Genomic DNA, 24,439 nt, shown 5'->3' with positions numbered 1-24,439 from the left:
ACGGCCGTTTAGCATTCATCACTCATCGCTCATCACTCATCACTCATCACTCATGAGCTACCCTTACGGAATCTTTAGTTATGATATTGCCAGCCCACGGGCGGGCGTTCTGGTCGGCGACCATATTCTGGACCTGGAATTGATTGGCCTGCTGGGCTTTTTCAACGACCTGTCGCTCGATCCGACCGTTTTTACCAAACCCACCCTCAACGAGTTTATGGAACTGGGCCGCCCTGTCTGGCGGGAGGTCCACCAGCACATAGCCGACTTGCTGGCCGATGACCATGCGGCCCTGAAAGACGTTGCCGGGCAGGTGCTCATTCACCGCTCGCGGGCTACGCTGCACATGCCCGTCCGTGTCGGCGACTATACCGATTTCTACGCCAGTGAAGAGCACGCGACCAATGTTGGGCGCATGTTCCGGCCCGACGGTGAGCCACTGCTGCCCAACTGGAAACACCTGCCGGTGGCGTACCACGGCCGGGCGTCGTCCATCGTGGTGTCGGGCACGCCGATACGCCGGCCTAAGGGACAGTTTCTGGGACCAGAGAATAAGCCCTCGTTCGGTCCGTCTAAAGCCCTGGACTTCGAACTGGAGATGGGCATTGTGATCGGCAAAGCGTCTAAACTGGGCGAACCGGTTTCGGTAGACGAAGCCGAGGACTACGTGTTTGGTTTTGTGCTGTTCAACGACTGGTCGGCGCGGGACATTCAGCGGTGGGAGTACCAGCCCCTGGGTCCGTTTCTGGGTAAAAACTTCGGCTCGTCTATTTCGCCCTGGATTGTGCCGCTCGATGCGCTGGAGCCGTTCCGGGTAGCCGGGCCGAAGCAGGAACCGACACCGCTCCCCTACCTGCAGACAACGAAACCGGGGCACTTTAATATTGATCTGGAGGTGACACTACAGCCCACAAACGGGCCGGAACAAGTCCTCAGCCGCTCCAACGCCCGGCACCTGTACTGGAGTGCCGCGCAGATGATTGCCCATCATACCGTTAACGGCTGTAACCTGAACGTCGGCGACATCATGGCCACAGGAACTATCTCAGGCCCTACGCCGGACAGCTACGGCTCCCTGCTGGAACTGACCTGGAATGGTAAACAACCCCTAACCCTGCCCGACGGCTCTACCCGTACCTTTTTGCAGGACGGGGACACCATTACCATGCGGGCGACGGCAAAGAGCGGCCAGACGACGGTTGACTTTGGTGAAGTATCTGGAACAATTCAGGCCTGATGAAAACTATTGACCCAAAAGATATGTCGCAGCCGGAGTTTCACCGGCTGATGATCGGCTCCATCGGACCGCGGCCCATTGCCTTTGCCAGCACGGTGGATGCCGCAGGGCGGGTGAACCTGAGCCCGTTCAGCTTTTTTAACGTCTTTGGCTCCAACCCGCCGACGCTGGCGTTTGCGCCCAACAACAACCGCTACGGGCAGAAGAAACATACGCTGCTGAACGTGGAAGAAGTACCGGAGGTCGTCGTCAATGTCGTAAACTATGAGATGGTGGAGCAGATGTCGCTGGCCAGCGCCGAGTACGAGCGTGGTGTCGATGAGTTTGTGAAAGCAGGGTTTACGCCGGTGCCCTCGGAGCGGGTACGACCGCCGAGAGTGGCCGAATCACCCGTATCGTATGAATGTACGGTGCAACAGATCGTCACCGTCGGCAACGGCCCCGGTGCCACCAACCTGATTATCTGCCAGGTGCAACTCGCCCACTTCCGGGAAGACATCTTCAACGACAAAGAGGTGATTGACCAGCGCCGGATCGACCTGGTGGGCCGGATGGGGGGCGAATATTACTGCCGGGCCTATGGCGAAGCCCTGTTTGAAGTAGCCCGTCCGCAGAAGGGTATCGGATTCGATCAGTTACCGGCCGCCATCCGCAACAGCCGCATCCTGACCGGCAGTGATTTAGGCAAACTGGCAGCCGTTGACGCCTTGCCCATTCGTGAAGAAATTGTGAACTTTCGGCAGGCCGACGGCATCGCCGACCTGTTTGAACAAGCCCGTAACGGCTGTCAGTACTTACCTGATCTACTGCACGTTAAAGCTAAGGAACTGTTGAAGGAGAACCGCGTGCGCGAAGCCTGGCTGGTATTGCTGCAGGACGAAAGTTAGATAAGTTTTCGTTGCATCGTATAGGGTTAAATCTGTACCTTGACCTAAAATCGACTGCAAAATGAAACCATCAGTAGAAAACTTCCTGGACAGCTACAAACCTGAAGTCAAGGATATTGCACTGAAAATCCGCGAACTGGTTCGCTCCGTTTTGCCCGACGCCATTGAAGAAGTTCATACCGGCTATAAAACTATCAAGTACGGAAGCGGTCCCCGTATGTCAGAAGAAATCTGCTATATCGCCCCGCTGACGTCGAGTGTCAACCTGGGTTTCCACTACGGTACCCTTATCCCGGACCCGGACGGGAAACTTCGCGGCACCGGCAAGCTCCTCCGGCATATCAAATTCGAATCCCCGGACGATATTGACGCAAACACACTCCAAACGCTGCTGATAGCGGCAAAGAACCAGGCGAAATTTTAGTTATGAGTGAAGAGTGTATTGCCTGCGCCAGCCTCTTAACTCTTCACTCATAACTCTTAACCCCCATTCTCCGCAGGTAAGCATCCAGCGGTTCGAGGTCCATTTGTTTCCGACGCTGGTCAATGCCGGCCTGGTCTTCAATGGGGTAGAGTTCTTTTTGTCCCTGATTATTCACGCGAACCTGGGTCCCGTACACCTGCTTTTCGCCGTTCTGGATACGGACCAGATCGGTCAGGATGGCAACGCTGGCTTTATCGAGTTCCCCTTTATTGGCGGCTTCGGTCACCACCGGCAGGTATTTTTGGTGAACGGCTTTGTCGGTGCTCTGCTGGATAACCATAAACGCTACCTGATCGAGCGGCTGGCCCACGGCGCTGCGCCCCGGATAGCCCTGGCGGCTGATAATCTGGTCGACTTCCTGTAAATGGCGGTCGTTCATGGCTTTGAGTTTGGCCCGGAACGCCTGCGCTTCTCTGGAACCCCAGCCGTATTGCTGTTCCAGTTTGGCGTACTCCTGTCGTTGCTGCTGGTCCTCGTTATAAATTTTCGTCAGTTGTGCCCGTAGGTTATTCGGGGCGGTTTTCGGCTGCGCCAGAACGACGCTACCGAAAAATACCGTCAAAAAAAGAATGAATATGCCTTTCATACTGCGTGTGCTTTTGAACGTAAACCGGTAACGGGCGGGTGATGTTTTCGGCGGTAAAAGAGCCGGCTCAATAACCGATAGAGGTATTGTCGGACCGGGGGTCAGACGCCCCTTCGAGCGTACCGTCGGGCCGCACCATGATGCAATCCATCCGGCCGAGGGAGTTAGTCAGGCGCTCCAGCGTATAGCCCCGGCTTTGAAGGTATTGAAGGGTTTGCTCAGAGAACGCCCCAGCCTCGAACGTGGTCTTGTCGGGCAGCCACTGGTGATGAAACTTCAGCGCGTTCACCGACTCCTGCATGGTCATGCCATGTTCCAGCACGTTCATAATGGTCTGGAACACGGAGGTGATGATGGTGGAGCCGCCCGGCGTACCCACCACCATATACAGCTTACCGGCCTTCTCGACAATGGTCGGCGTCATGGACGACAGCATCCGTTTGCCGGGGGCAATGGCATTGGCCTGGTTACCAATCAGGCCGAACATATTGGGTACGCCCGGTTTTACACTAAAATCATCCATCTCGTTGTTCAGCAGGAAACCCGCTCCGCCCACCACCACTTTGCTGCCGTAACCGCCGTTCAGGGTAGTGGTTATCGAAACAGCATTGCCGTCTTTATCCACAACTGAGAAATGGGTTGTTTCCGTGCTTTCGTAGCCGGGAATCATCCCCCCTTTTACCTGACGGCTGTCGGTTGCCCTGGCAAAGCTGAAATCGGTCCAGCGGGCATTCAGGTAATCGCGGGAGGTAAGCTGGTCAATCGGCATTTTCACAAAGTCCGGATCGCCCAGATATTTGGCCCGGTCGGCATACACCCGCCGTTCGGCTTCGATCATCGCCTGCACGGTTGAATCGGTGTTCCAGCCCCAGCGCCGGATAGGCAGGGGCTCCATCAATCGCATTAACTGGATCAGGGCCACTCCTCCGCTCGATGTGGGCGGCATAGTAATGATGCGGTAATTCTTGTAGGGAGCCACCAGCGGCTCGCGCCAGGCCGACCGGTAGTCTTTCAGGTCCTGGGCGGTAATAAGCCCCTTTCCCCGCTGCATCTCGGCCACCAGCAGTTGAGCCGTCTCGCCCTCGTAAAAGCCCAGCCGACCCTGCGCCTGAATGCGCCGGAGCGTGGCAGCCAGATCAGGCTGCACCAGCCTTTCGCCCGGTTTCCAGCCGCTGGTATCTGTCTTCTGGAAATAAGACTTGCCGGGGTTCACCTGACGGATCAGCGGCAAAGTACTGGTCAGGCCCGATGCCTGTATGGTGGTCAGGGAAAATCCTTTTTCGGCCAGTTCGATGGCCGGCTGAAGCAATTGCGCCCACGACAGTTTACCAAAACGACGGTGGGCCTCCACCATCCCATCAACCGAACCGGGCACACCCGACGCCAGATGCCCCAGCGTACTCAGGTTAGGGATTACGTTGCCGTCTGCGTCCAGGTACATATCTTTATGCGCTTTCGCCGGGGCCTTCTCCCGAAAATCCAGGGTATAGGCCCTACCCGTTTTATCACGGTAGACCATAAATCCGCCCCCACCGATATTCCCGGCTACCGGGTAAACAACCGCCAGCGCAAACTGCACGGCCACGGCCGCATCAACGGCGTTACCGCCGGCTTTCAGGATCTCGACACCCACGCGGGAGGCTTCCGGATGCGCCGAGGCTACCATGCCGTTGGGAGCCATTACGCCCGGTTTGTTGGCGTAGAACCGATCGGTACCGGTACGGACCTTTTCGCTATCGTATTGGTAAACGCCCTGCCCTTCACGCACCGGAGCGGGCTTGCGGCAGGCGGTTGTCAGCACAACAACTGACAGAAAAACAGAGAGGAGGGGTAAACAGCGTTTCATGGACACACAGGTTGTCGTAGGCTCAAACCACTAAACTACAAAAATGAGCCAATAATCCCTGCGTACTACGCTTTAACCCAAACGTTTTGGCAACCATCTTCAAAAAAGATAACTTTGACAAGGGCCGGCCATTGCCACCTGTAATCTGCCTGCTGCCCACCGCCGACTACTACTATGCGCTTCCTTCGACAAGTTCTGGAAAGCTTCCGGTTTGCCTGGCAGGCACTCCGGTCCAATCTGCTCCGGACCACGCTCTCGCTGCTGGGCGTTACCGTTGGTATATTCGCCATTATTGCCGTCTTCACGCTGGTCGATTCGCTGGAGCGAAATATTAAAGACCGGCTAAACGTCATTGGCGACCGGACGTTGTACGTGCAGAAGTGGCCATTTGTCTTTGACCCGAGCTTTCCGTGGTGGCGGTATTTCCAACGGCCCGAACCTACCTATGCCGAATACCGGATGCTGGCCGACCGGTTGGAAAATGCCGAAGCCATAACGGCCATGAGTGGCAAAGGCAACGTGACGGTCAAAAATCAGAACAACCTGATGAAAGCCCGCGTGTTTGGCGTCACCTATGCATACAACGCCATTATGGAAGTACCCATCGAGCAGGGTCGCTATTTTCAGCCGCAGGAGATGGAGGCCGGGCGTAACGTAGTCGTTATCGGAGCCGATGTAGCCGATAATCTTTTTCCCAATCAGTACGCTGTTGGGAAGACGATGAAAATAAGTGGGTTGAACTTTGTCATCATCGGCGTTCAGGAGCGCCAGGGAACCGGATTGATTGATATTAACGGTCCCCCCGACGAGCGATGCATTATTCCCTACCCCACCTTCGCCAAACTGTTTCAATCCATCCGCCCCGGCGTTGCCATTGCGGTAAAAGGCCGGGCCGATGATGAGGGCCTGATGGAGCTGGAAAGCGAAATCCGGGGTATACTGCGTGCCCGGCGCAGCCTGAAACCGGTACAGGAAGACAACTTCTCCATTAACCGGCCTGAAGCCCTCATGGCCGCCATCGGCAGTATCTTTAGTGTACTGACGCTGGCGGGCTGGGTTATCGGCAGTTTTTCTATTCTGGTGGGCGGGTTTGGTATTGCCAACATCATGTTTGTGTCGGTGAAGGAACGCACCAATATCATCGGAATTCAGAAATCGCTGGGGGCCAAAAATTATTTCATCCTGTTTCAGTTCCTGTTTGAAGCCATCCTGCTAAGTTTAGTGGGTGGACTGGTCGGTATTTTCCTGGTGTACCTTTTATCGTTTATGCAATTGGGCACGCTGGTTATCCGGCTCTCCATCGGCAATATCATGCTGGGGTTAGGCGTATCCTCCATCATTGGTGTAATCTCCGGCATTGTTCCCGCCCTGTCTGCCGCCAGAATGGACCCCGTAACCGCGATACGCTCGAAATAATCACTGCACCTTTACCAGCATCGTTCCCGACACCGGCCGGCCGTCGGCGGTGATGCCCTGGATCACGACGCGCAGGGTACGGACCACGTCGGACAGGGGAAACGCAACGCTTGACTGCCCTTTGGAGTCGGTTTGCATCAGCGGCTTCCAGTACAGCACATCCCGCCGGTCGATGCGGTCGTTCGGGTCGGGTGCTTCGCTGCCGTAGCGGGGGGTATAGAACTCGCGCTGGGCCGAAAAGCCGATCAGCGAGAAGGCGCTGACACCCTTCCCCGGCTCTTTTGATACTTCCGATACCGTCCGTTTGGTGTAGAAGGCGATTACCCCATTGCCACCCCGTACGCCATAAATACCGGCCGTACCACCATTTTTCAATATTTCGATCCGCTCAATATCATTTGGATTAAAGGGCATCAGGGCATTGCCGTCGGGATCTTCGATCGGCACACCATCCACTAAGAACAACGGTTGAGTACTGCTAATGAAACTACCTATGCCGCGAACAATCACCTGGTAACGCATCGCCTGGGTTTCGGGGTCATTTCCCCGCGTTACCTGCACCCCGGCTACCCGGCCGATCAGCATATCGTACAGGTTGGCAAACCGGGGCGACTTTTCGTCAAAAATCAGCGTGGCATCGGCGCTGTTGTGAATGCTGACCCGCTGCACATACTCCGGCCGCTCCACCGGCTTAAAACCCCGCACCACCACCTCCTTCAGCAGTTTGGCCTGCTTATCGCGGTACAGCTCCGGATCGGCCTGCTGCCGCAGTTGGGCCGCTTCGAGCTGTCCTTTCAGCAGCGACCAGTCGGGTGGCTGGGTCCGGATCGCCGAACGGGCAAAGAGTGCTTCGGGCCTTTCCGGCACAATACTTCCTTTCAGCGGCTTCAGGCGGGTATCCATAATCTGGGCCACCAGCCGCGCCGTATCGGCAAAGGCCAGTCCGTTCAGCCGGAAAAAGCCGTCGCGGTCGGCACCAACCGATTTGGAGAAGGCTAGTCTGGTATTCAGCGACGAAATGAGCAATTCGGCGTACGGAATGGGTTTCTGCTTTTCATCCAGCACCTGCCCGCTCAACACAATGCCACCAACGGTATCGGTAAGCGCGTCGGCACCGGCCCAGCTAATGCGTCGCCAACCCTGGGTGAGCAGCAGATCGTCGAGGGCCCTACGGGTGGCGGGTAGCCGGTCGTGAAAATACCGGTTGGGCTGTTCCACGTTACCGCGCAGATCGCCCGTCAGCAGCAGATGCGTCCGAATGGTGGCGGCTGCGCTATCGTCCGGCAACTGACCGGCATCCGTCACGGCTATGGAGAAATAGCCCATCGGTGCCGGATTCATCCCTTCATGCAGGGTCAGATCGAGCCGGGCCCGTTCGCGAGGTTTGTAGACCGGCTTGTCCGGCAGGAGCTTCACCGCCACGGGAGCCATCTTTTCGGGCACAAACACCAGCCGTTCGGCCCATGGGTGCCCCTGGGCATCAAAAAGGGTAACCTGGGCTATGCCCTCGGGCAGTTTAGCGACCGGCACCAACAACCGGGCCTTCCCATCCTGCAACTGCACTTTTGCCTGATGCAGCAGCAGGCCCCGGCTCTGCACCGTCAGATACACCGGCTGCGTTTTGTAGCGGGCCGATGCCTGCACCTGCAGAACAAGCAAACTGGTATCACTCACTATATCCGCCGTCAGGCAAATACCCTCCGTTTCGACCGGCGGTAGCGCTGTCGTTTGCCGAACGGCCCCCAGCCGAACCTCGGACCGGTACATACGGCCTGCCTCCGGAGTAACCACGATACTGCCTAAGCCGGCGGCATTGCTGATAAAGGTGGCAAATTCGCGCCCCTGCTCATCCAGAATCCGTCCGGACGCAGCCCTGCCGTGTCCATCTTTGCCAACGAGTTTATAGCCCAGCCGCATCGGCAAACCGGCTATCCAGCGGCCACCCTCCGGCAGAAACTGCACGTCGAGGCTATCCGCCCCCATCGTTTTTACGGTAGCCGTTCCCCGTACCATATTATACACCGACAGCGTCCGCTCAAACGCAGGACGGGGCAGTACCCGCTCTTCGTCGATATACGCCCGCAGCCGGTAGGTGCCCGTGGCCAGCGTGTCTGAGAACCGGAAATCGCCCGTAGCGCGTCCGTCGGCCACCCGCAGCCACTGGTGCTGAATCACCTTGCCGTCGGGTGCTACCAGATCGACATGGAGGGCATCGTCCCCATCCAGTTTCCGGTGCGAGGCCGCATCCAGCACATACGCACTCAGCCACAGCCGGTCGCCGGTTACGTACAGCGATTTGTCGGTCTGCACGTACACGGCCGGGGTTGGGCGGGTATGGTTCTGGGTCCAGGTCCGGTTCAGCGAATCCAGCCGCCGGTCGGCCGCCACTATCAGCCCCTCCCCTGCCGGCTGCTCACTACCGGTTGCCGGCTTCGCTTCCGGTTTCCAGTCGGCGGGCAGCAGGTTACCTAAGCGCTCGTTGCCGAGGTAGCCTTTCACTTCCATACTGTTGGGCAGCGTAATCCAGCCGTCGGTGGTCATCTCCAGCGTCCGTTGCGGCAGCACCATCTGCGACCAGGCGTAGGCCACATCGGCATACGGCGACGTGCGGGCATTAATACGTGTATAAAAGATTTCCAGCGGAGCTGCGGATACCAGCCTACGCTCAAACGGCAACCGCCCCGGCTGGATCAGCGTAGCCAGGCTGACGGGATGGAGTCGCCGGCCAACGTCTCGCAGGAGGGTTGGCCGGTCCATCGTACGCGGAATAGCCGGATTGACCTGGTACACCAGAAAGCCCTGCTGCTCGAACGTACCGGCTACCAGACTAGCCATCAGGTGCCGGAGAGAGCCCTCATAAGCCGTAAGCCGGTTTTGCCGCCAGCGTTCGGCCTGTTTTGGGTTCTCCGGCTGCATTTCCTCAAACCGGCTGTTGCCGGCATAGTAGGTAATGGCTTTGTTGTAATCGAAATGCTGCACCTCATAGCGCAGTATATAGCCCAGCGCTTTGTTCTCAATTACAAGCGGCTCCGGGGCCTGCGCTTTCAGGTGGCCATCTTCCTCGGTAAACGAAACCACCTGACTATTGGTAATTTCGCACTGACTGCCGAACGGCCCACCGCCCAGCAGTTCCCGCTCAAATGTGCGCATCTGTCGCAGCCAGGTTTTATCTTTCTTCACTTTCACGGTAACCGCATCCAATGTAACGCCGGTGCTGCTCAGCGCCAGGTTCACCTCCCGGACTTGCGTACCCTCCAGCCGCAGCGCGTGCTTAGCCGGCTGATAGCCAAGGTACGAGGCCACCAGTTCGACTGTACCCAGGGGCACTCCAGTCAGGCGGTAGCGCCCCTGCTCATCGGTCGTGGTGCCTTTGGTGGTAGCGTTAATGAAAACGTTGGCAAAGGGCAGCCCCTCCCCCGTAGCGGCATCGGTCACCCGCCCGGTCAGCGTAGTGGTCTGGGCCGTTGTCTGTGCCAGCAAAGGCGGGATGTCCGTACAGAAAAGCCCGACGATTATAAACAGCCGGCGGAGGTGACGTACATAGTTCATGGTCAGGTCAGGGATCGTACAAGTCATAAAACTCCCGGAAAATACCGTCTAATATACCCAATTTGATGGCAGACAAAGTTATTGCAGTCCAAATTCGGCAAACTACCCGGGTAAATAGCTGGTTAACCCTGTAGCATATTCCAAATATTTTGTTCATTTGCGAAGCATCCCAACTAAGCACCTATACCCATGAGACTCGGCATCTTCTTCCTGATATTTTTCCTGTTTGTTTTTGGTATTTTCTGGTACCTCACCGCCTGGAGTTACAGCGACGGCGAACGCGCCGGCACCGTTTCCAAGTTCAGCCGCCGGGGCTATGTCTTCAAAACCTGGGAAGGTATCCTGAACGTCGGCGGCTTCTCCGGCGAAACCGGCTCCCTTACACCCCAGTTCTTTGAATTTTCCGTCAAAGATGATTCCGTGGCGCAGCAAATCAACCAGGCCGTGAAGACCGGCCAGCGCATTACGCTGCACTACGAAGAAAAGCTCGTGCGTCTGCCCTGGAACGGCGACACCAAATACTTCATTACCGGCGTCGAGTTCGTCAACAATCCCTACCAGCGTCCTTACTACGACGGCTCTGCCCTCCCCGGAACCCAGCCAGGCTCCCCACAGCAGCAATCACCAAAACAACAGCCAAACAGGCAACAAGCACCGATTGACTCCGTGCTGAATGGATCCCTATGATTTACTTGTAGGCTACCCCGATTTACATCAAACATGTCAGGGACTTAACTCATAACGCATACCTGACATCTGGAGCGAATCCTTTGCAGATAGTCAAACACCCCTATTAAATAGTCTTTGTCTGGGGCAGCAAAAACACCGTGCTATTCCCAGCAATTCTCGTGAAATTTCCCGTAGCGGAGGTTTAAAATGTCTTTTATCTTCGCACAAGCCTAATAAAGAAACAGAAATATACCGTTCACACACAACTATACATTTAATTTGCTGCTATTTAGCAAATTACTTAATTTACTGAAGAGGAGTCCCATTTTAATGATCCAAGTTGTCATTTTGCATATTTTGCTACTAAAGCAAATTTTTAGTTACGTTTTAAACGCCAGCCAGTATTGATTGTATTTGCCACCTGTACGCTGTAAGGCTAGTGGCTAGTTTGTTTCAATCTGCTAATGCTTTTCTAAGCCTGACAATTTTGTAACTAATGTACCCTGCCGTTATTCATCCCAGAAATCCAATAAACCATTTAACCCAATCTACTTATGTCAACCAACAATCTGCCCCTGCTTTATACCAAAGGCATCCGGAAGCAAACTAAGCTTTATTATGCGAATTGGCTACCTAACCAAAAACTTTCACTTGGTGTAGTAGGTCAGCTAATTGACAATTATTTCTTTCAGCCGTTAACAACATTAAAAGACTTAGGAATAGATTTTAACCCAGCTACAGACGTTGAGGTTGATGAAGATCCAACTCCTCTGGATCTGGTCTCCAACAAAGGAGTAACTATAAACTTTAAAGTGGCTGGTGAGATTGACCCAAATTTACCAAATTTACCCCAAGGCAAAGCTGGCGTAGGTATTGATTTTTCACAGGAGGGCTCCTTTATCCTCAAAGCCGAGAAGACTTTTGAATCTCGTATAAGAAATGTTGATGGTCCTGAAAGTTTAGGGCAAAAAATACTGGAAGCATACAAAAAAGGAACCTGGAAATGGTATTACAGTGTGATATTCTCTATTGTCGAAGCCCCTTATGCAGATTATATTATTTCGCAAAGTTCAAACTCAAAAGTAGAGTTGCAAGTAAACGCAGATGGCAACATAGGAAAAGTTGAGCTAGGAAACGCAGATTTAAACTTTTCTGTAAAAACGCAGTCAGGTAATGTGCTCAAAATGTTGAGCAGCAAGAACTCAACACCGTTGTTTAGGCTCCTTGGTATAAAGAAAAATATTTTATCAGGCAGTGTAGTTGTACAGCCATATAACTTCAATTTGAACGGGATAAACCCTCAAACAGAAAGTTTCACAAAAGACACTAAAGACTTTGTAGAAGACGATACAGAATTTTTAATAGTGAAGCCACGATAAATACAGGTACCTTAATTCGTTTGTATCGTTCTTGCTGCAATTTACTTGCGTATCCTGATATAGCACACCTTTAGCAAACGTTAACAGACTTCTATAAATTTTTTATCTCTAATTTTTTATGACGACATTTTGCGAAGACAATCAATATCGAAAAGCAGAATTTGGGGGCATTATTTCTACTCCCGATGTAGCAGCTGAAGCGTGGGAACATCTTAACCGAGTAGTTGACTCCTGGAATAAAGCCTTTGACTCCCCACTTATTTCTAAAGAAGCATTCACTCAATTTCTCGATTTTGACAAAGAAATTATTCAAACAATAGTAAAGTCTCCTGAGTGTGTATCATTACGTATTTTTCCAGGCTTTGATGATAACGGCAAATTTACAGTAGCTCTTATTGGTGTTAATCGTGATAACCACGAGATTATTAATAAAGGAAATATTCCACCTTTTACTGCTGGTAATTTAGCCCTATTAGCTGTTGCCTGCTGCCCAAGCAATGGTTCTTCTAAGGTGTTTCCAAAATAGACTTTAGGAGTATAGTTATGCAGAATGTTTTATTGATAAGTTACTTCTGTGCGTTAATCGTTTCTGCCGTTGTCGGGTATTTTTACCGGCAGCGGCAGAAACCACCGTTCTCCTGGGCCTGGATTTATTTAAGCTTAACGCTTTTAATGGATGCCTGCTCTGAATACTTACGCATCAGCGGGCTAAAGTTCCAACATGTATATATACTTTTTGGGCCGATAGAATATTTTTTTATTGCGCTACTCTACCTTAGCGAAATACGAAACCACTTTGTGGCTATGCTAATCAAAATTTCTATCGTTTTCTATTTTGTTATATGCCTGCTCTACTATTTTGCATTGAATTATAACACGCACTATTATATCTTTAACCTTCGCGGCTGTTTAATTATAGCCATGTTGCTCTACTACCTCAAAGAAACCTATGAGCGGAATGAAGTATTTGACATAAAGAGTGAACCATTGTTCTGGATTAGCATAGGCAGCCTCGTTTTCTGGTCAGGTACTTTTTTTATCATAAGCTTTGTAAACACATTAAATAAAGTTAACCCTAAAGCTAGCGAACTCTTATTTTCGATCAATCCACTTCTCAATATATTCCTTTATCTGATGTTTGTAAAGGCTGTATTATGCAGGAAGAAAGCTTCTCCATCGTTGTAGTAGCTGTTTTGGGAACAGTTATTTTCCTGAGTATGGCATTCTTTGTCGTATCGTTCCTGTTCTTTTTTAACAGAAAGCAGGCTCAGCACAGAGCAGAAGAGGCTTCCCTGAAGGCACGGTTTAGTCAAGAAATGTTACAATCTCAAATAGAGACACAAAATCTCACAATGCAGGCTGTAGGTCAGGAAATCCATGATAACATAGGCCAAATTCTTTCCGTCGCTAAACTTAATTTAAGCATTTTGGAAGAAATCACATCTCATCAGGAGACCAACAAAATCCTGAAGCAGACGTGTGACCTGATCGATCAATCTATTACGGGGCTACGGTTACTCTCCAAAAGTTTAGACCGGGATTTTGTTCAACAAACCGGACTATCAAAAAGTATTAGTCATGAACTGCTAAGGCTCGAGAAAACCAACCGCTATAAGACGTCGTTGAACTTACAGGGGGACCTTTATACCTTGGGGAATGAGCGGGAAATTATTTTATTTCGAATTGTGCAGGAATTGTTAAACAATTCTATAAAGCATTCTAAAGGAAACATAATACGAGTAGTGCTAAGTTACCATCCACAACAATTTACGTTAGGGTATGAAGATAATGGAGTAGGATTTGACTACGATACCATAATGACCCGGGAAGCAGAACGGTCAGGCATTGGGCTTCACAATATCCACCGGCGCGTCAAACTGATTGGAGGACACTGCTTATACACATCGGCAAACGGATCTGGCGTGAATGTCCTCATTCGTCTTCCCGTCAGCTTAGATTAATGTTCTCTAAACCTGGTCTGCTTTCAACTTGCATTCCTGTCGAAGTAAGAATTTTTCTCGTGATGTATACCAAACAAGATTTATATTAGGGGAAACATCCACTAATTCCCTAACCTGATAAATCATACACCATGCGCCCCCTACTTCTTTTAACCCTTCTTCTGCTGGCTCAAGCAGCCCTGGCCCAGCAGCCCGTCAGCAACCGCCAGCGTGAAATCGTCTTCAAATCGGTGAATGTCATACCGATGGATGCGGAGCGGGTACTGGAAAATCAGACGGTGATGGTGCGGGATGGGAAGATAACGGCCATTGGCAATGAGGGCCGGGTCAGGTATGGCAATAACGCCCTGGTCATCGACGCCAGAGGAAAATACCTGATGCCGGGCTGGGCGGAGATTCACGCGCACGTGCCGCCTATTGATGATATTGAGCCGATGAAGGATGTGCTGATGCTGTACCTGGCCAATGGCATCACCACCATCCGGGGTATGCTTGGCCATCCGAGGCATTTGGAGCTACGGAGCAAAATTAACAGCGGGGAGATTCTGGGACCGCATTTTTACAGCTCCGGCCCCTCCTTTAGCGGCCAGAGTGTCAAAACGGCCGAGCAGGGGGCAGAGATGGTCAGGCGGCAGAAGCAGGCCGGGTATGATTTTCTGAAACTGCATCCCGGCCTTACCCGCGAGACGTTCCCGGCCATTGCCCGCACCGCCAACGAAGTAGGTATTCCGTTTGCCGGGCACGTTTCGTTCAACGTGGGTGTCTGGCGGGCCATCAATGCGAAGTATGCCTCCATTGATCACCTCGACGGATTTGTGGAAGCCATCACGCCCGGCAGCGATACGCTGGTAGAACAGGAAACCGGCCTGTTCGGGGCCTGGATCGGCTACCGGTCCGATCCCGCCAAAATACCGGCGCTGATGAAGGCGCTGCACGATAAAAACATCCGGGTGGTGCCCACGCAGGCGCTGGCGGAGCGGTGGCTGTCTCCGCAGTCGGCGGATGATTTTGCCAAAGCACCCGAGATGAAGTACATGAAGCCGGAGGAGGTCCGGAACTGGGTGAACGCCAAAAACAACTACAACAACAACCCTAATTTCAGGAAGGAGCGGGCGGAGAAGTTTCTGCAGATTCGCCGGCAGCTCATCAAGGCCTGTCAGGATAATGGGGTTGAACTGCTGCTGGGCTCCGATGCGCCCCAGGTATTTAACGTACCGGGTTTTTCCATTCACCACGAAATGCAGTACATGGTCGATGCCGGACTGACGCCGTACCAGACGCTGCGCACGGGCACCGTTAACGTGGCCCGGTTCTTTAACAAACCCGATTGGGGCACGGTCAAGACCGGCAATGTGTCGGATCTGGTGCTGCTGAGCGGCAATCCGCTGCGCGACATCAGCCAGACCCGCAACATCGAGGGGGTGATGATCGGCACCAACTGGCTGTCTAAAGACTTTATCCAGCAACAGTTGAAAAGGCTGGAACGGCAGTAAGTTCTTTATCGAACGTACACCGGAGCAAGGCACCACGGTGCTGTTTACCCTGCCGCTCACGCTCCGGCCGGTGGCTAACCAGCCTCTCCGGCACGCAATATAGCCCCCTCCTTTTTGCGTTAATATACCTACAAACCGATTACTCAAAACTAAGCTTTTAGTAGGACCGTCCGCTCAGAAAACGGGTTATTGATCGTGCAGTGGTTTTGAAAAAATACGGGGACGCTCTATTTTTAAGCAGAACGGCACAACCGTTGGAGACAGACAGGCATACAGTAACACTGTAGCTCAACAGCTACCAAAAGCTGCTTTTGAGTAGTAACAGACAGAGATACTCGCGGTTAGCCGGCGCTAGGTAGCTGACTAACAAAATGGTACGCCATTGGTTAAAGAATAGATAGAATTACGTTATATACAGTCCAGCTACCCAGATTAGGTAGGGCTTCCTCAGCCAGGATATTGTACTCAATGTTATCATTATGAGGAATAATATGCGGACTGCCCCCAACGATCCACACCTGTTGCGGGCAGCTTTAGATTTTTCCGGCAACGGAATTATCATTTACGATTGTGTGCGGGACAAACAAGGCGATATTCAGGACTTTAGGGTTATTCTGGCCAATAAAAAAGCGGAAGAACTGGCCGGCATGACCGAAGAGCGGATGATTGGCCGGCTGGTGGGCGAGCTGTTTCCCGGCACCCTGGAACTGGATTTCTGGAAATGCGCGGCCGAGGTCATTGCCACCGGCCAGCCTTATGGCTTTGAAACTAACTATGCCCTACCGCATGAGCCGGAAGCCCGGTACGCGGTTCAACTGGCACCGTACGGCGATGGCGTTGCTGTAACGCTCACTGATATTACCGACAGCTACCGACAACAAAAATCCTACGAAGAACAGGCCGCCCTGCTCGACCGGGTGCTGAATCATTCACAAAACGGTATTACGCTGCTGGAGCCGGTACGGGATGCCAACGGCGCGGTCCGGGACTTCCGCATTGCTATGGCCAATAAGGCCGCCCTGCGCATGACCCGCCTGGGGCCGGATTACCTGAAAAAACAGACGCTGCTAACCGACATCCACGGCAATACCCGGTTCGATGGCCTCTTTACGGCCTGCGCAGACACGCTGAAGTCCGGCGTTCCCTGCCGCCTTGAGCACTACTACGTACAGTTTGATTCCTGGTTTGATATATCGGTCGCCTGCTTTGGCGATGCCCTGGTGGTGACATTTCAGGATATTTCGGCGGCTAAAAAAGCGGCCTTTGCCCGGCAGGAGCAATCCGACCTGATCGAGAGCGTACTGAACGGCTCACTCAACGGCCTGATTATGTTTAAAGCTCTCAGGAACGAACAGGGTAAGGTGTATGACCTTCAAGTCAAACTGGCCAATGATGCAGCTGCGCGAGTAACCGGTTTGTCGACCGACGATATGATCGGGCATACGCTGCAGTCGCTCTTCCCAACGATGTTTACTACGGGTCTGTTTGCGCAGTATGTGCAGACGATTGAAACCGGCTCGTCGTACCAGACCGAAAGCTACTACGACGCCGATGGCCTGAAAGGTTGGTACGAAATCCTGGCGGCTAAGTTCGACGATGGGGTACTGGTATCCTTTATCGATATTACGGCCTCGAAACGGTACCAGCAGGATTTACAAAAATCGATTGACGAACTCCAGCGGTCGAACAAAAACCTGGAGCAGTTTGCCTATATCGCATCGCACGATTTGCAGGAGCCGCTGCGCAAAATCACGGCATTCGGTGAAGTGTTGCAAACCCAGTACGGCGACGCCATCGGCAAATTCGGCTCGGACCTGGTTGACCGGATGCGGTCGGCGGCCCAGCGCATGAACACGCTGATTCAGGATTTGCTGACTTTCTCGCGCATCTCGTCCCAGAAAGAACCTTTCCGGAAGGTGAACCTGCAAACCATCGTGGATGAAGTGCTGAGCGACCTGGAAACGGCCATCCGCGATAAACAGGCCGTTATTGACATTACCACGTTACCGGTAATCAAAGGCGATGCGCTTCAGTTGCGGCAGCTTTTTCAGAATCTGCTGAGCAACGCGCTGAAGTTTACTAAAGCCGGGGTGGCCCCACATATCCGGATTGACTGTGCTCAACTGCCGGGTCGGGATATTACTCCGCTGCCGGGTACGGTCGTAAGCCCCTCTGATTATCATAAAGTTTTTTATGCGATCAGTATCACCGATAACGGCATTGGCTTCAACGACAAATACCTGGACCGGATCTTCACCATCTTTCAGCGCCTGCACGGCCGCAGCGAATACCAGGGTACCGGTATCGGCCTGGCTATTGTGCAGAAAGTGACCGACAACCACCAGGGCTACGTAAACGCCCATAGCGAGTTAGGCCAGGGAGCCACCTTCACCGTTTATCTGCCGGCAGCGGAGCCGCAGGTAGAGGATTTTCCGGATCTGGGGAAGAAGGAAGTAGGCAGTTCTCAGTAGGCAGAAAAGGGTTGCCGCTGAAATCTGCCTGCTGCCCACTGAGAACTGCCTATTAACAATTACTGTCCATCCAGATACGGATCAACATTATCCTCGTTAGCTTCGGTAATCTCTTCGTCGATCATGTCTTCCGGCAATTCGTCGAAGGCGGGGCCGTTGGGCACCTGCTCCATAGCGTGCTGCGCTGTTATGTTATCAGTGTACAAGATAGTGTCGGCGGCTTCGTCGTCGGGATGGCTGTACACATCGGTGGTATCATCCATGCCGAACTCAGCATACACGGCGGAGTTAGCGTCTATCTCGTTTTCGGGCCTATTTACCTGCTCCGGCGATACATTAGTTAAAGGGCCCCCGGTCTGATCGACCCGGTTCGGCGTACTGTTATTATGGCTTTTCATCACGTTTTGTTTTTCAGTTTTCAACCGGCCGGCTGCTGAACAGCCAGTAAAACCGGATGACCTAATAACTAATTTCGGCGACCGAGGTTTTGAACACTTTTATTTCCAAAGTACCACCTTCTGCAAACGAGTTGAGTGCCCTTCGCTGGTCAACCGGATAAAATAGATGCCATCCGGCAGGGCACCCAGATCAAATGTAGTCTGCTCTTCGGCCTTTACCGGCTGCCCCGGCCTGACCCGCTGCCCACCCGTCGACAGGATTTCGGCTACGCCATCGTACGGCGGCCGAATGTTGATGTACCGCTCCGTGGGGTTGGGGTAGGCCCAGGGGTGAATCACGTCTTCTTCAGAGATCCCGAAGACCGGCGTAACGCCGGTAATGACCGCTTTCTCGGTGGTGTTTTTAACGTACCGGAGTCCACCGGTCAGGGAGCCCATAATCAGGTCGGGAAGCTGGTCGCCGTCCAGGTCTGCCGCCGTAGCAATGAGACCGCCCCCCGGCATAGGTATTCCCTCTACGCCCGCCAGGGGGGTAAGAGCCTGGGTGGGACTGTCCGGCCAGCGGTATAGCTTCACCGTGCCGTCGCGGGTGGTGGTCAGTAGTTCCGGCTTCTGATCGGCGTCAAAATCGGCAATGACAATCGAGGGGCTGCGGGCCAGCAGGTTTATCTTGATGCCCCCAAACTCGGTCGTCTGCACCTGAAACACCGGTGAAGTCACCGTTCCGGTATTCCGGTGGTATTCGATATTGCCGGAGGCCTTGCCCAGCAGCAAATCGGGTTTTCCGTCTTTGTCGACATCGTAAAATACCGGCAGGTCACCCGGTGTGAAACGGTCCGGTACCGGCAGCAGTCTGGCATCGGCCAGGATATACTGCGCAGCCGCACCACGGGAGGCCTTGTTGTAAATGACCCGGATTTCGGCACCTTTGGCCGAGGTAGCCGTAATTACCAGATCCAGCGTGCCGTTACCGTCCATATCGGCAAACGACGGGATAATGTCGGTCAGCAACAGCGTTTCCGACAGTTTCAGGTAATCGTTGGTGACGAGTTCAAAGGCGGGGCTGCCGACGGTGCCTTTGTTCTCAAAATACCAGATGCCGGCCCGGTAGCCTTTATCGGTCCGGATACCGCCGTTGCCCACCAGCAGATCCATATCCCCGTCGCCGTCAAGGTCAGCCAGCGCCGGGGCGGCATTCTCGCCTAAATCGATCATGTCTGCCTGAAGGAAATCTTTCTGCACGAGCTGGAAATTGGGCTTTTCATTGGTACCGACGTTCTTGAAGAACCAGTTCGACGCCCGGAAATCCATTAGCGCCCCTTCGTTATTATACGTATTGGGAGCCGCCACCAGGTCTTTGATGCCGTCGCCGTCGAAATCCTCGACGTAGGTAGCCGGAAAGATATTGAAGTTAATGGCGTTCTGCGCCGGGAATTTGGCGTCGAAGCTCACAAAATTGGCTTTTTCGTTGTTGGTACCGGCGTTGCGCAGCCGGGCAATATTGGTACACGACACATGCCCGAACAGCAGGTCTTTTTTACCGTCGCCGTCGGTATCAAGTATCGTAACCGCGTTGCCGGCATGCAGTACCTTCGCCCGCGAATTGGCTTTGGCCGTTGCCGCTACCCGCCCGTTGGGTACGCTGCAATCAACCCCAAATACGAAGTCATCGCAATACTCCTTCACAAAATTTCCCCAGCACTGCCCCGTCCGCTTGAAATCCAGTCCGGGTGTGGTGTTGGCCGCATTTGGCCGGTTCTTGCTGAGGTTCTGAAAATAAACGGCGTAATTGCCCGTGATGTCGAAAGCAATGATGTCAATATCGCCGTCATCGTCAAAATCGACAATGGCCGGAATATCCGTAGCCGACACATACAGGTTCAGTTTGGAGGACGACAAGCCTTCGTGCAGCAGCGGGTCGGCCACCACCTGCCAGCTCACGCGGTCGCTGGTCGATACGTTCTTCAACACCTTTACGCCCTGGGGCACGTGGGTAAACAGGTCTTTGCGGCCGTCGCCGTCGTAGTCGATCAGCACCATCCAGTTCAGTACCGCCGGGAACTGGGCTTCGTATTCGGGGGCGTAGCGCCACGACATTCCGTCGGCCAGAAAGGTGCTGATCTTGTTGCTGGTCCGGTCAAACACCACCAGATCTTCCCGGCCATCGTCGTTCAGGTGCATGGTCTGGAATTGAGCGGCATTGAGTCCACCCGCCCAGGCGTTGGGCAGCGACCGGCCATTCATCGTTACCGGCACCTGCTGATTATATTGGAAGCTAAACGAAGAAGTAGTCTGAGCAACGTTGAGAAACGGCAATAAACAGAATGAGGCCAAAAAGAGCCCCACGGCAGACCGATTTTTCATGTAATTTTGGGACGTGTGGTACCGGGCTGTACCCGGTTACGTGATAAGCAAAACCTATAGTCTAACGTAGAAGCCTATTAATTTGGTCTGTTAGTGCATGATTTCTCTGTCTCATCTTTACGATAAATTCCTGGAATGCACCGGCGTCTCAACCGACACGCGGAAGATTTCGCCCGATTGTTTGTTTGTGGCCCTGAAAGGTCCGGCCTTCAACGGCAACCAGTTTGCCCCGGAAGCCCTGGAAAAAGGAGCCCGCTACGCCATTGTGGATGATCCGGCCGTTGCCGAAACGGATTCACGCCTGCTGCTGGTCGACGATGGGCTGACCGCCCTGCAGGCGCTGGCTCGTCACCACCGCCGGACGTTGAATATCCCGATTGTGGCCCTGACCGGCTCCAACGGTAAAACCACCACCAAAGAGCTGATTGCCGATGTGCTGTCGAAGAAATACAAGACCTACGCTACGCCCGGCAATTTCAACAACCACATTGGCGTGCCACTGACCCTGCTGGCAATTGACGACAGCTACGAGATGGCCGTGGTGGAGATGGGGGCCAACCACCAGCGGGAGATTGCCCTGCTCAGTTCCATTGCCGAACCGACGCACGGCCTGATCACCAACGTAGGCAAGGCTCATCTGGAAGGCTTCGGCGGAATTGAAGGCGTACGCAAAGGCAAAGGCGAACTGTTCGACTGGCTGTCGCAAGCCGGCGGCACGGTCTTTATCAACGGCAGCAACACAACCCTGCTGGCGATGGCCCAGGAGCGGCAGTTTACCGAGTTAGTGTCGTACCTGACCCCCGACGGTGCCTATAATGCGACGCTGGTACAGGATACGCCGGTGGTCGTTTTCCGGGATGCCGACGGTCGCGAGATAACCACCCACCTACCGGGTCGTTATAATTTTGAAAACATGGCGGCCGCCCTCTGCATTGGTCAGTATTTCGGCGTGCCGCCGGAAGAAGCCAACCGCGCCATCGCCGATTACAACCCCACCAACAACCGTTCGCAGGTAGTGGCCAAAGGCTCTAACACCATCCTGCTGGATGCCTACAACGCCAATCCCTCGTCGATGGCGGCCGCCGTGCAGCAGTTCATGAACCTGCCTGCTCAGAAGAAGGTAGTAATTCTGGGCGATATGTTTGAACTGGGGCCGGAGAGCGAAGCCGAACACGCGGCCCTGGGTGAACTGGTTGCCAAAGGCAACTTCGATGTAGTCATTCTGGCCGGTAAGGATATGAAGTACGCGCTAGGTGCGTTGCCGAAGGCCTACTATTTTCCTGATAAGTTTTCGTTACACAACTGGCTGCTCGATCACCCGTTTGAGAACACCTATTTTCTGGTGAAAGGCTCGCGGGGGATTGGGCTGGAGTCGGTGGTGCCGTTTATATAAGCGAAAGGGTGAACGAGCGAACGAGTGAATAAGGCAAAGCCACTTGTTTGCTCGTTCACCTTTTCACTCATTTGCTCTCTCACTTTTAATCCCTGACCTGTGGTACGTTCCTTTTTGCGCATTGTAGTCATTGCTGTTTTACCTGTAATAAGTTATTGCCAGGCGGTGCCGCCGTTTCAGGCGGAGATATTGGCGTTTGAGGCTAAAGATCTGGTCAGCCCTCCGCCGAAGAATGCGATTTTGTTTACCGGTAGTTCATCGATCCGGCTGTGGGATAATCTGCAGGAGTCGTTTCCGGATAAGGTGGTGCTGAACCGGGGCTTCGGCGGCTCTACCCTGCTGGATGTGATCCGCTACGCCGACCGGATTATCACGCCCTACCGTCCGAAGCAAATTGTGCTGTACGCCGGGGAGAATGATGTGGCCACCGATAAGGTGTCGGCCCAGGAAACGTACGAACGCTTTGTGACGCTGTTCCGGACAATCCGGAAAACGTTACCCAAAACGCCAATCGTCTTTATTTCGATGAAGCCCAGTCCCTCGCGCCGGCCGTACTTTCCAGTCATTCAGGAAGGTAACCGACTGATCAGGAATTTTCTGGCGAAACAGCGACGTACCACCTACGTTGATGTGTACACCCCCATGCTGAATGCAAACGGGCAGCCTAAGGGTGAACTTTTCAAAGCAGACAGCCTGCACATGAACGCCAAAGGCTATGTGATCTGGGCGGAGAAGCTACGACCGGTGCTGAAGTAAGCCACTGCCTGCCAGCTACCTGACCGCTTGCTAACCTATTTGCTTCCCGGCTCTTCCCGGTTAGGCATTCTGGCCTGCGTTCGTTAATTTTGCATTTTCTATAGAATCCATCTGCGCCGGTAATAATTCGGCTAACAGAACTTCGAAACTTCGTCTATTATGTCAACGCAAACGTCTGCTTACGTTCCGTACAAAGTAAAAGATATTGCCCTGGCCGACTGGGGTCGCAAAGAAATCCGGCTGGCCGAAGCCGAAATGCCCGGCCTGATGGCGCTCCGCCGGGAGTTTGGCCCTTCAAAGCCCCTACAGGGTGCCCGCATCGCCGGCTGTCTGCACATGACCATCCAAACCGCTGTGCTGATCGAAACGCTGGTGGAACTGGGTGCCGACGTAACCTGGTCATCCTGCAATATCTTCTCGACGCAGGACCACGCGGCTGCGGCCATTGCGGCTGCGGGTATTCCGGTGTATGCCTGGAAAGGCATGACCGAAGAAGAATTTAACTGGTGTATTGAGCAGACGATCTTTTTCGGTGAAGATCGCCAGCCGCTGAACATGATCCTGGACGATGGCGGTGACCTCACCAACATGGTGTTCGACAACTATCCGGAACTGATCTCGGGCATCAAAGGCTTGTCGGAAGAAACCACCACGGGCGTTCACCGGCTGTATGAGCGCATGAAGAATGGTACGCTCCACCTGCCGGCTATCAACGTGAATGACTCCGTCACGAAGTCGAAGTTTGATAACAAATACGGCTGCCGCGAATCGCTGGTCGACGCTATCCGCCGGGCTACTGACCTGATGCTGGCCGGTAAAGTGGCCGTAGTGGCGGGTTACGGCGATGTAGGAAAAGGCTCTGCCGAATCGCTGCGCGGTGCTGGTTGCCGGGTACTGGTTACCGAAATTGACCCGATCTGCGCCCTCCAGGCGGCTATGGACGGCTACGAAGTGGTCACGATGGACGAGGCCGCCGAACGTGCCAACATTTTTGTCACCGCTACAGGTAACGTTCGCATCATCACCGACCGTCACTTCCGCAAGATGCGCGACAAAGCGGTGGTCTGCAACATCGGTCACTTCGACAACGAAATTGACATAGCGTGGCTGAACACCAACTACGGCCACAGCAAAAGCAGCATCAAACCGCAGGTGGATATGTACGAGATTGACGGCAAAGAAATCATCGTGCTGGCCGAAGGCCGTCTGGTGAACCTGGGCTGCGCCATGGGTCACCCGTCGTTCGTGATGTCCTGCTCGTTCTCGAACCAGACACTGGCCCAGCTCGAACTGTGGAACAACCCCGGCAAATACGAGAACAAAGTGTATGTGCTGCCCAAGCACCTCGACGAGAAAGTAGCCGCCCTGCACCTGGCTCACGTCGGTGCCAAGCTGGATACCATGGATGAGGAGCAGGCTGCCTACATCGGCGTCACCAAAGAAGGACCGTTCAAGTCCGAGTGGTACCGGTATTAAGGAGTTAAGAGTTAATAATTGTCTGTAACTCTTAACTCAAAGAAGGGGAAGCGCGATCCGAGTAGGGTCGTGCT

18 protein-coding genes are annotated in these 24,439 nt (G+C 53.5%); 13 read left to right on the top strand and 5 right to left on the bottom strand.

From position 1 onward, the window contains the following. Nucleotides 1-52 precede the first annotated feature (52 nt). The 3 genes from fahA (at nucleotide 53) to ABD931_RS12125 (ending at nucleotide 2,548) form a co-directional block, all read left to right on the top strand. On the top strand, nucleotides 53-1,237 hold the full coding sequence (gene fahA, locus ABD931_RS12135; protein WP_345267398.1) for a fumarylacetoacetase: 1,185 nt from the start codon (nucleotides 53-55) through the stop codon (nucleotides 1,235-1,237). After that, nucleotides 1,237-2,124, top strand: coding sequence for a flavin reductase family protein (locus tag ABD931_RS12130; protein ID WP_345267396.1), 888 nt, complete (start codon nucleotides 1,237-1,239; stop codon nucleotides 2,122-2,124). Before fahA ends, ABD931_RS12130 begins: the two co-directional genes overlap by 1 nt. A 61-nt stretch (nucleotides 2,125-2,185) precedes the next feature. Next, a complete protein-coding gene (locus ABD931_RS12125; RefSeq protein ID WP_345267394.1) occupies nucleotides 2,186-2,548 on the top strand; it encodes a DUF1801 domain-containing protein in 363 nt (120 codons plus the stop codon). Nucleotides 2,549-2,591: 43 nt separating this feature from the next. On the opposite strand, the gene ABD931_RS12120 is transcribed toward ABD931_RS12125, so the two are convergent. Both ABD931_RS12120 and ggt read right to left on the bottom strand, forming a co-directional pair. Beyond that, nucleotides 2,592-3,194, bottom strand: coding sequence for a DUF6624 domain-containing protein (locus ABD931_RS12120; RefSeq protein WP_345267392.1), 603 nt, complete (start codon nucleotides 3,192-3,194; stop codon nucleotides 2,592-2,594). 67 nt (nucleotides 3,195-3,261) lie between these two features. Then, entirely contained in the window at nucleotides 3,262-5,040 is a 1,779-nt protein-coding gene (gene ggt / locus ABD931_RS12115; RefSeq protein ID WP_345267390.1) for a gamma-glutamyltransferase, read from the bottom strand. A 174-nt stretch (nucleotides 5,041-5,214) separates the two neighbouring features. Here ggt and ABD931_RS12110 point away from each other — a divergent pair, with 174 nt between their 5' ends. Continuing rightward, nucleotides 5,215-6,456 carry an ABC transporter permease gene (locus ABD931_RS12110; protein ID WP_345267388.1) on the top strand — a complete coding sequence of 414 codons (1,242 nt, stop codon included), beginning with the start codon at nucleotides 5,215-5,217 and terminating at the stop codon, nucleotides 6,454-6,456. Here ABD931_RS12110 and ABD931_RS12105 read toward each other — a convergent pair whose 3' ends face one another. Next, a complete protein-coding gene (locus ABD931_RS12105; protein ID WP_345267386.1) occupies nucleotides 6,457-10,005 on the bottom strand; it encodes a carboxypeptidase regulatory-like domain-containing protein in 3,549 nt (1,182 codons plus the stop codon). A gap of 189 nt (nucleotides 10,006-10,194) precedes the next feature. Between ABD931_RS12105 and ABD931_RS12100 the strand changes: the two genes are divergently transcribed. The 6 genes from ABD931_RS12100 (at nucleotide 10,195) to ABD931_RS12075 (ending at nucleotide 17,978) form a co-directional block, all read left to right on the top strand. Further along, on the top strand, nucleotides 10,195-10,692 hold the full coding sequence (locus tag ABD931_RS12100; RefSeq protein WP_345267384.1) for a DUF8785 domain-containing protein: 498 nt from the start codon (nucleotides 10,195-10,197) through the stop codon (nucleotides 10,690-10,692). 536 nt (nucleotides 10,693-11,228) lie between these two features. After that, nucleotides 11,229-12,053, top strand: a complete 825-nt coding sequence (locus ABD931_RS12095) for a hypothetical protein (RefSeq protein WP_345267382.1) — start codon at nucleotides 11,229-11,231, stop codon at nucleotides 12,051-12,053. 118 nt (nucleotides 12,054-12,171) lie between these two features. Next, a complete protein-coding gene (locus ABD931_RS12090; RefSeq protein WP_345267380.1) occupies nucleotides 12,172-12,579 on the top strand; it encodes a hypothetical protein in 408 nt (135 codons plus the stop codon). A 628-nt stretch (nucleotides 12,580-13,207) separates the two neighbouring features. Then, the gene (locus ABD931_RS12085; protein WP_345267378.1) at nucleotides 13,208-14,014 is read left to right on the top strand and encodes a sensor histidine kinase; all 807 of its coding nucleotides are present in this window, start codon (nucleotides 13,208-13,210) and stop codon (nucleotides 14,012-14,014) included. 131 nt (nucleotides 14,015-14,145) lie between these two features. Beyond that, entirely contained in the window at nucleotides 14,146-15,507 is a 1,362-nt protein-coding gene (locus tag ABD931_RS12080) for an amidohydrolase family protein (protein WP_345267376.1), read from the top strand. 479 nt (nucleotides 15,508-15,986) lie between these two features. Next, entirely contained in the window at nucleotides 15,987-17,978 is a 1,992-nt protein-coding gene (locus ABD931_RS12075; RefSeq protein WP_345267373.1) for a PAS domain-containing sensor histidine kinase, read from the top strand. Between the two features lie 59 nt (nucleotides 17,979-18,037). Here ABD931_RS12075 and ABD931_RS12070 read toward each other — a convergent pair whose 3' ends face one another. Both ABD931_RS12070 and ABD931_RS12065 read right to left on the bottom strand, forming a co-directional pair. Continuing rightward, nucleotides 18,038-18,376, bottom strand: coding sequence for a hypothetical protein (locus tag ABD931_RS12070; protein WP_345267371.1), 339 nt, complete (start codon nucleotides 18,374-18,376; stop codon nucleotides 18,038-18,040). Between the two features lie 99 nt (nucleotides 18,377-18,475). Next, nucleotides 18,476-20,740, bottom strand: coding sequence for an FG-GAP-like repeat-containing protein (locus ABD931_RS12065; protein WP_345267369.1), 2,265 nt, complete (start codon nucleotides 20,738-20,740; stop codon nucleotides 18,476-18,478). 97 nt (nucleotides 20,741-20,837) lie between these two features. Here ABD931_RS12065 and ABD931_RS12060 point away from each other — a divergent pair, with 97 nt between their 5' ends. The 3 genes from ABD931_RS12060 to ahcY all read left to right on the top strand — a co-directional run bounded on the left by ABD931_RS12060 (nucleotide 20,838) and on the right by ahcY (nucleotide 24,365). After that, complete coding sequence (locus tag ABD931_RS12060; protein WP_345267367.1) at nucleotides 20,838-22,133, top strand: UDP-N-acetylmuramoyl-tripeptide--D-alanyl-D-alanine ligase; 1,296 nt, start codon at nucleotides 20,838-20,840, stop codon at nucleotides 22,131-22,133. 99 nt (nucleotides 22,134-22,232) lie between these two features. Beyond that, nucleotides 22,233-22,889, top strand: coding sequence for an SGNH/GDSL hydrolase family protein (locus ABD931_RS12055; RefSeq protein ID WP_345267365.1), 657 nt, complete (start codon nucleotides 22,233-22,235; stop codon nucleotides 22,887-22,889). A 159-nt stretch (nucleotides 22,890-23,048) separates the two neighbouring features. Then, entirely contained in the window at nucleotides 23,049-24,365 is a 1,317-nt protein-coding gene (gene ahcY / locus ABD931_RS12050) for an adenosylhomocysteinase (protein WP_345267363.1), read from the top strand. Nucleotides 24,366-24,439: the final 74 nt, after the last annotated feature.

The sequence above is a fragment of the Nibrella viscosa genome, from assembly GCF_039541875.1.
GTDB lineage: Bacteria > Bacteroidota > Bacteroidia > Cytophagales > Spirosomataceae > Nibrella > Nibrella viscosa.
This window is presented reverse-complemented; position numbering and strand designations above follow the sequence as displayed.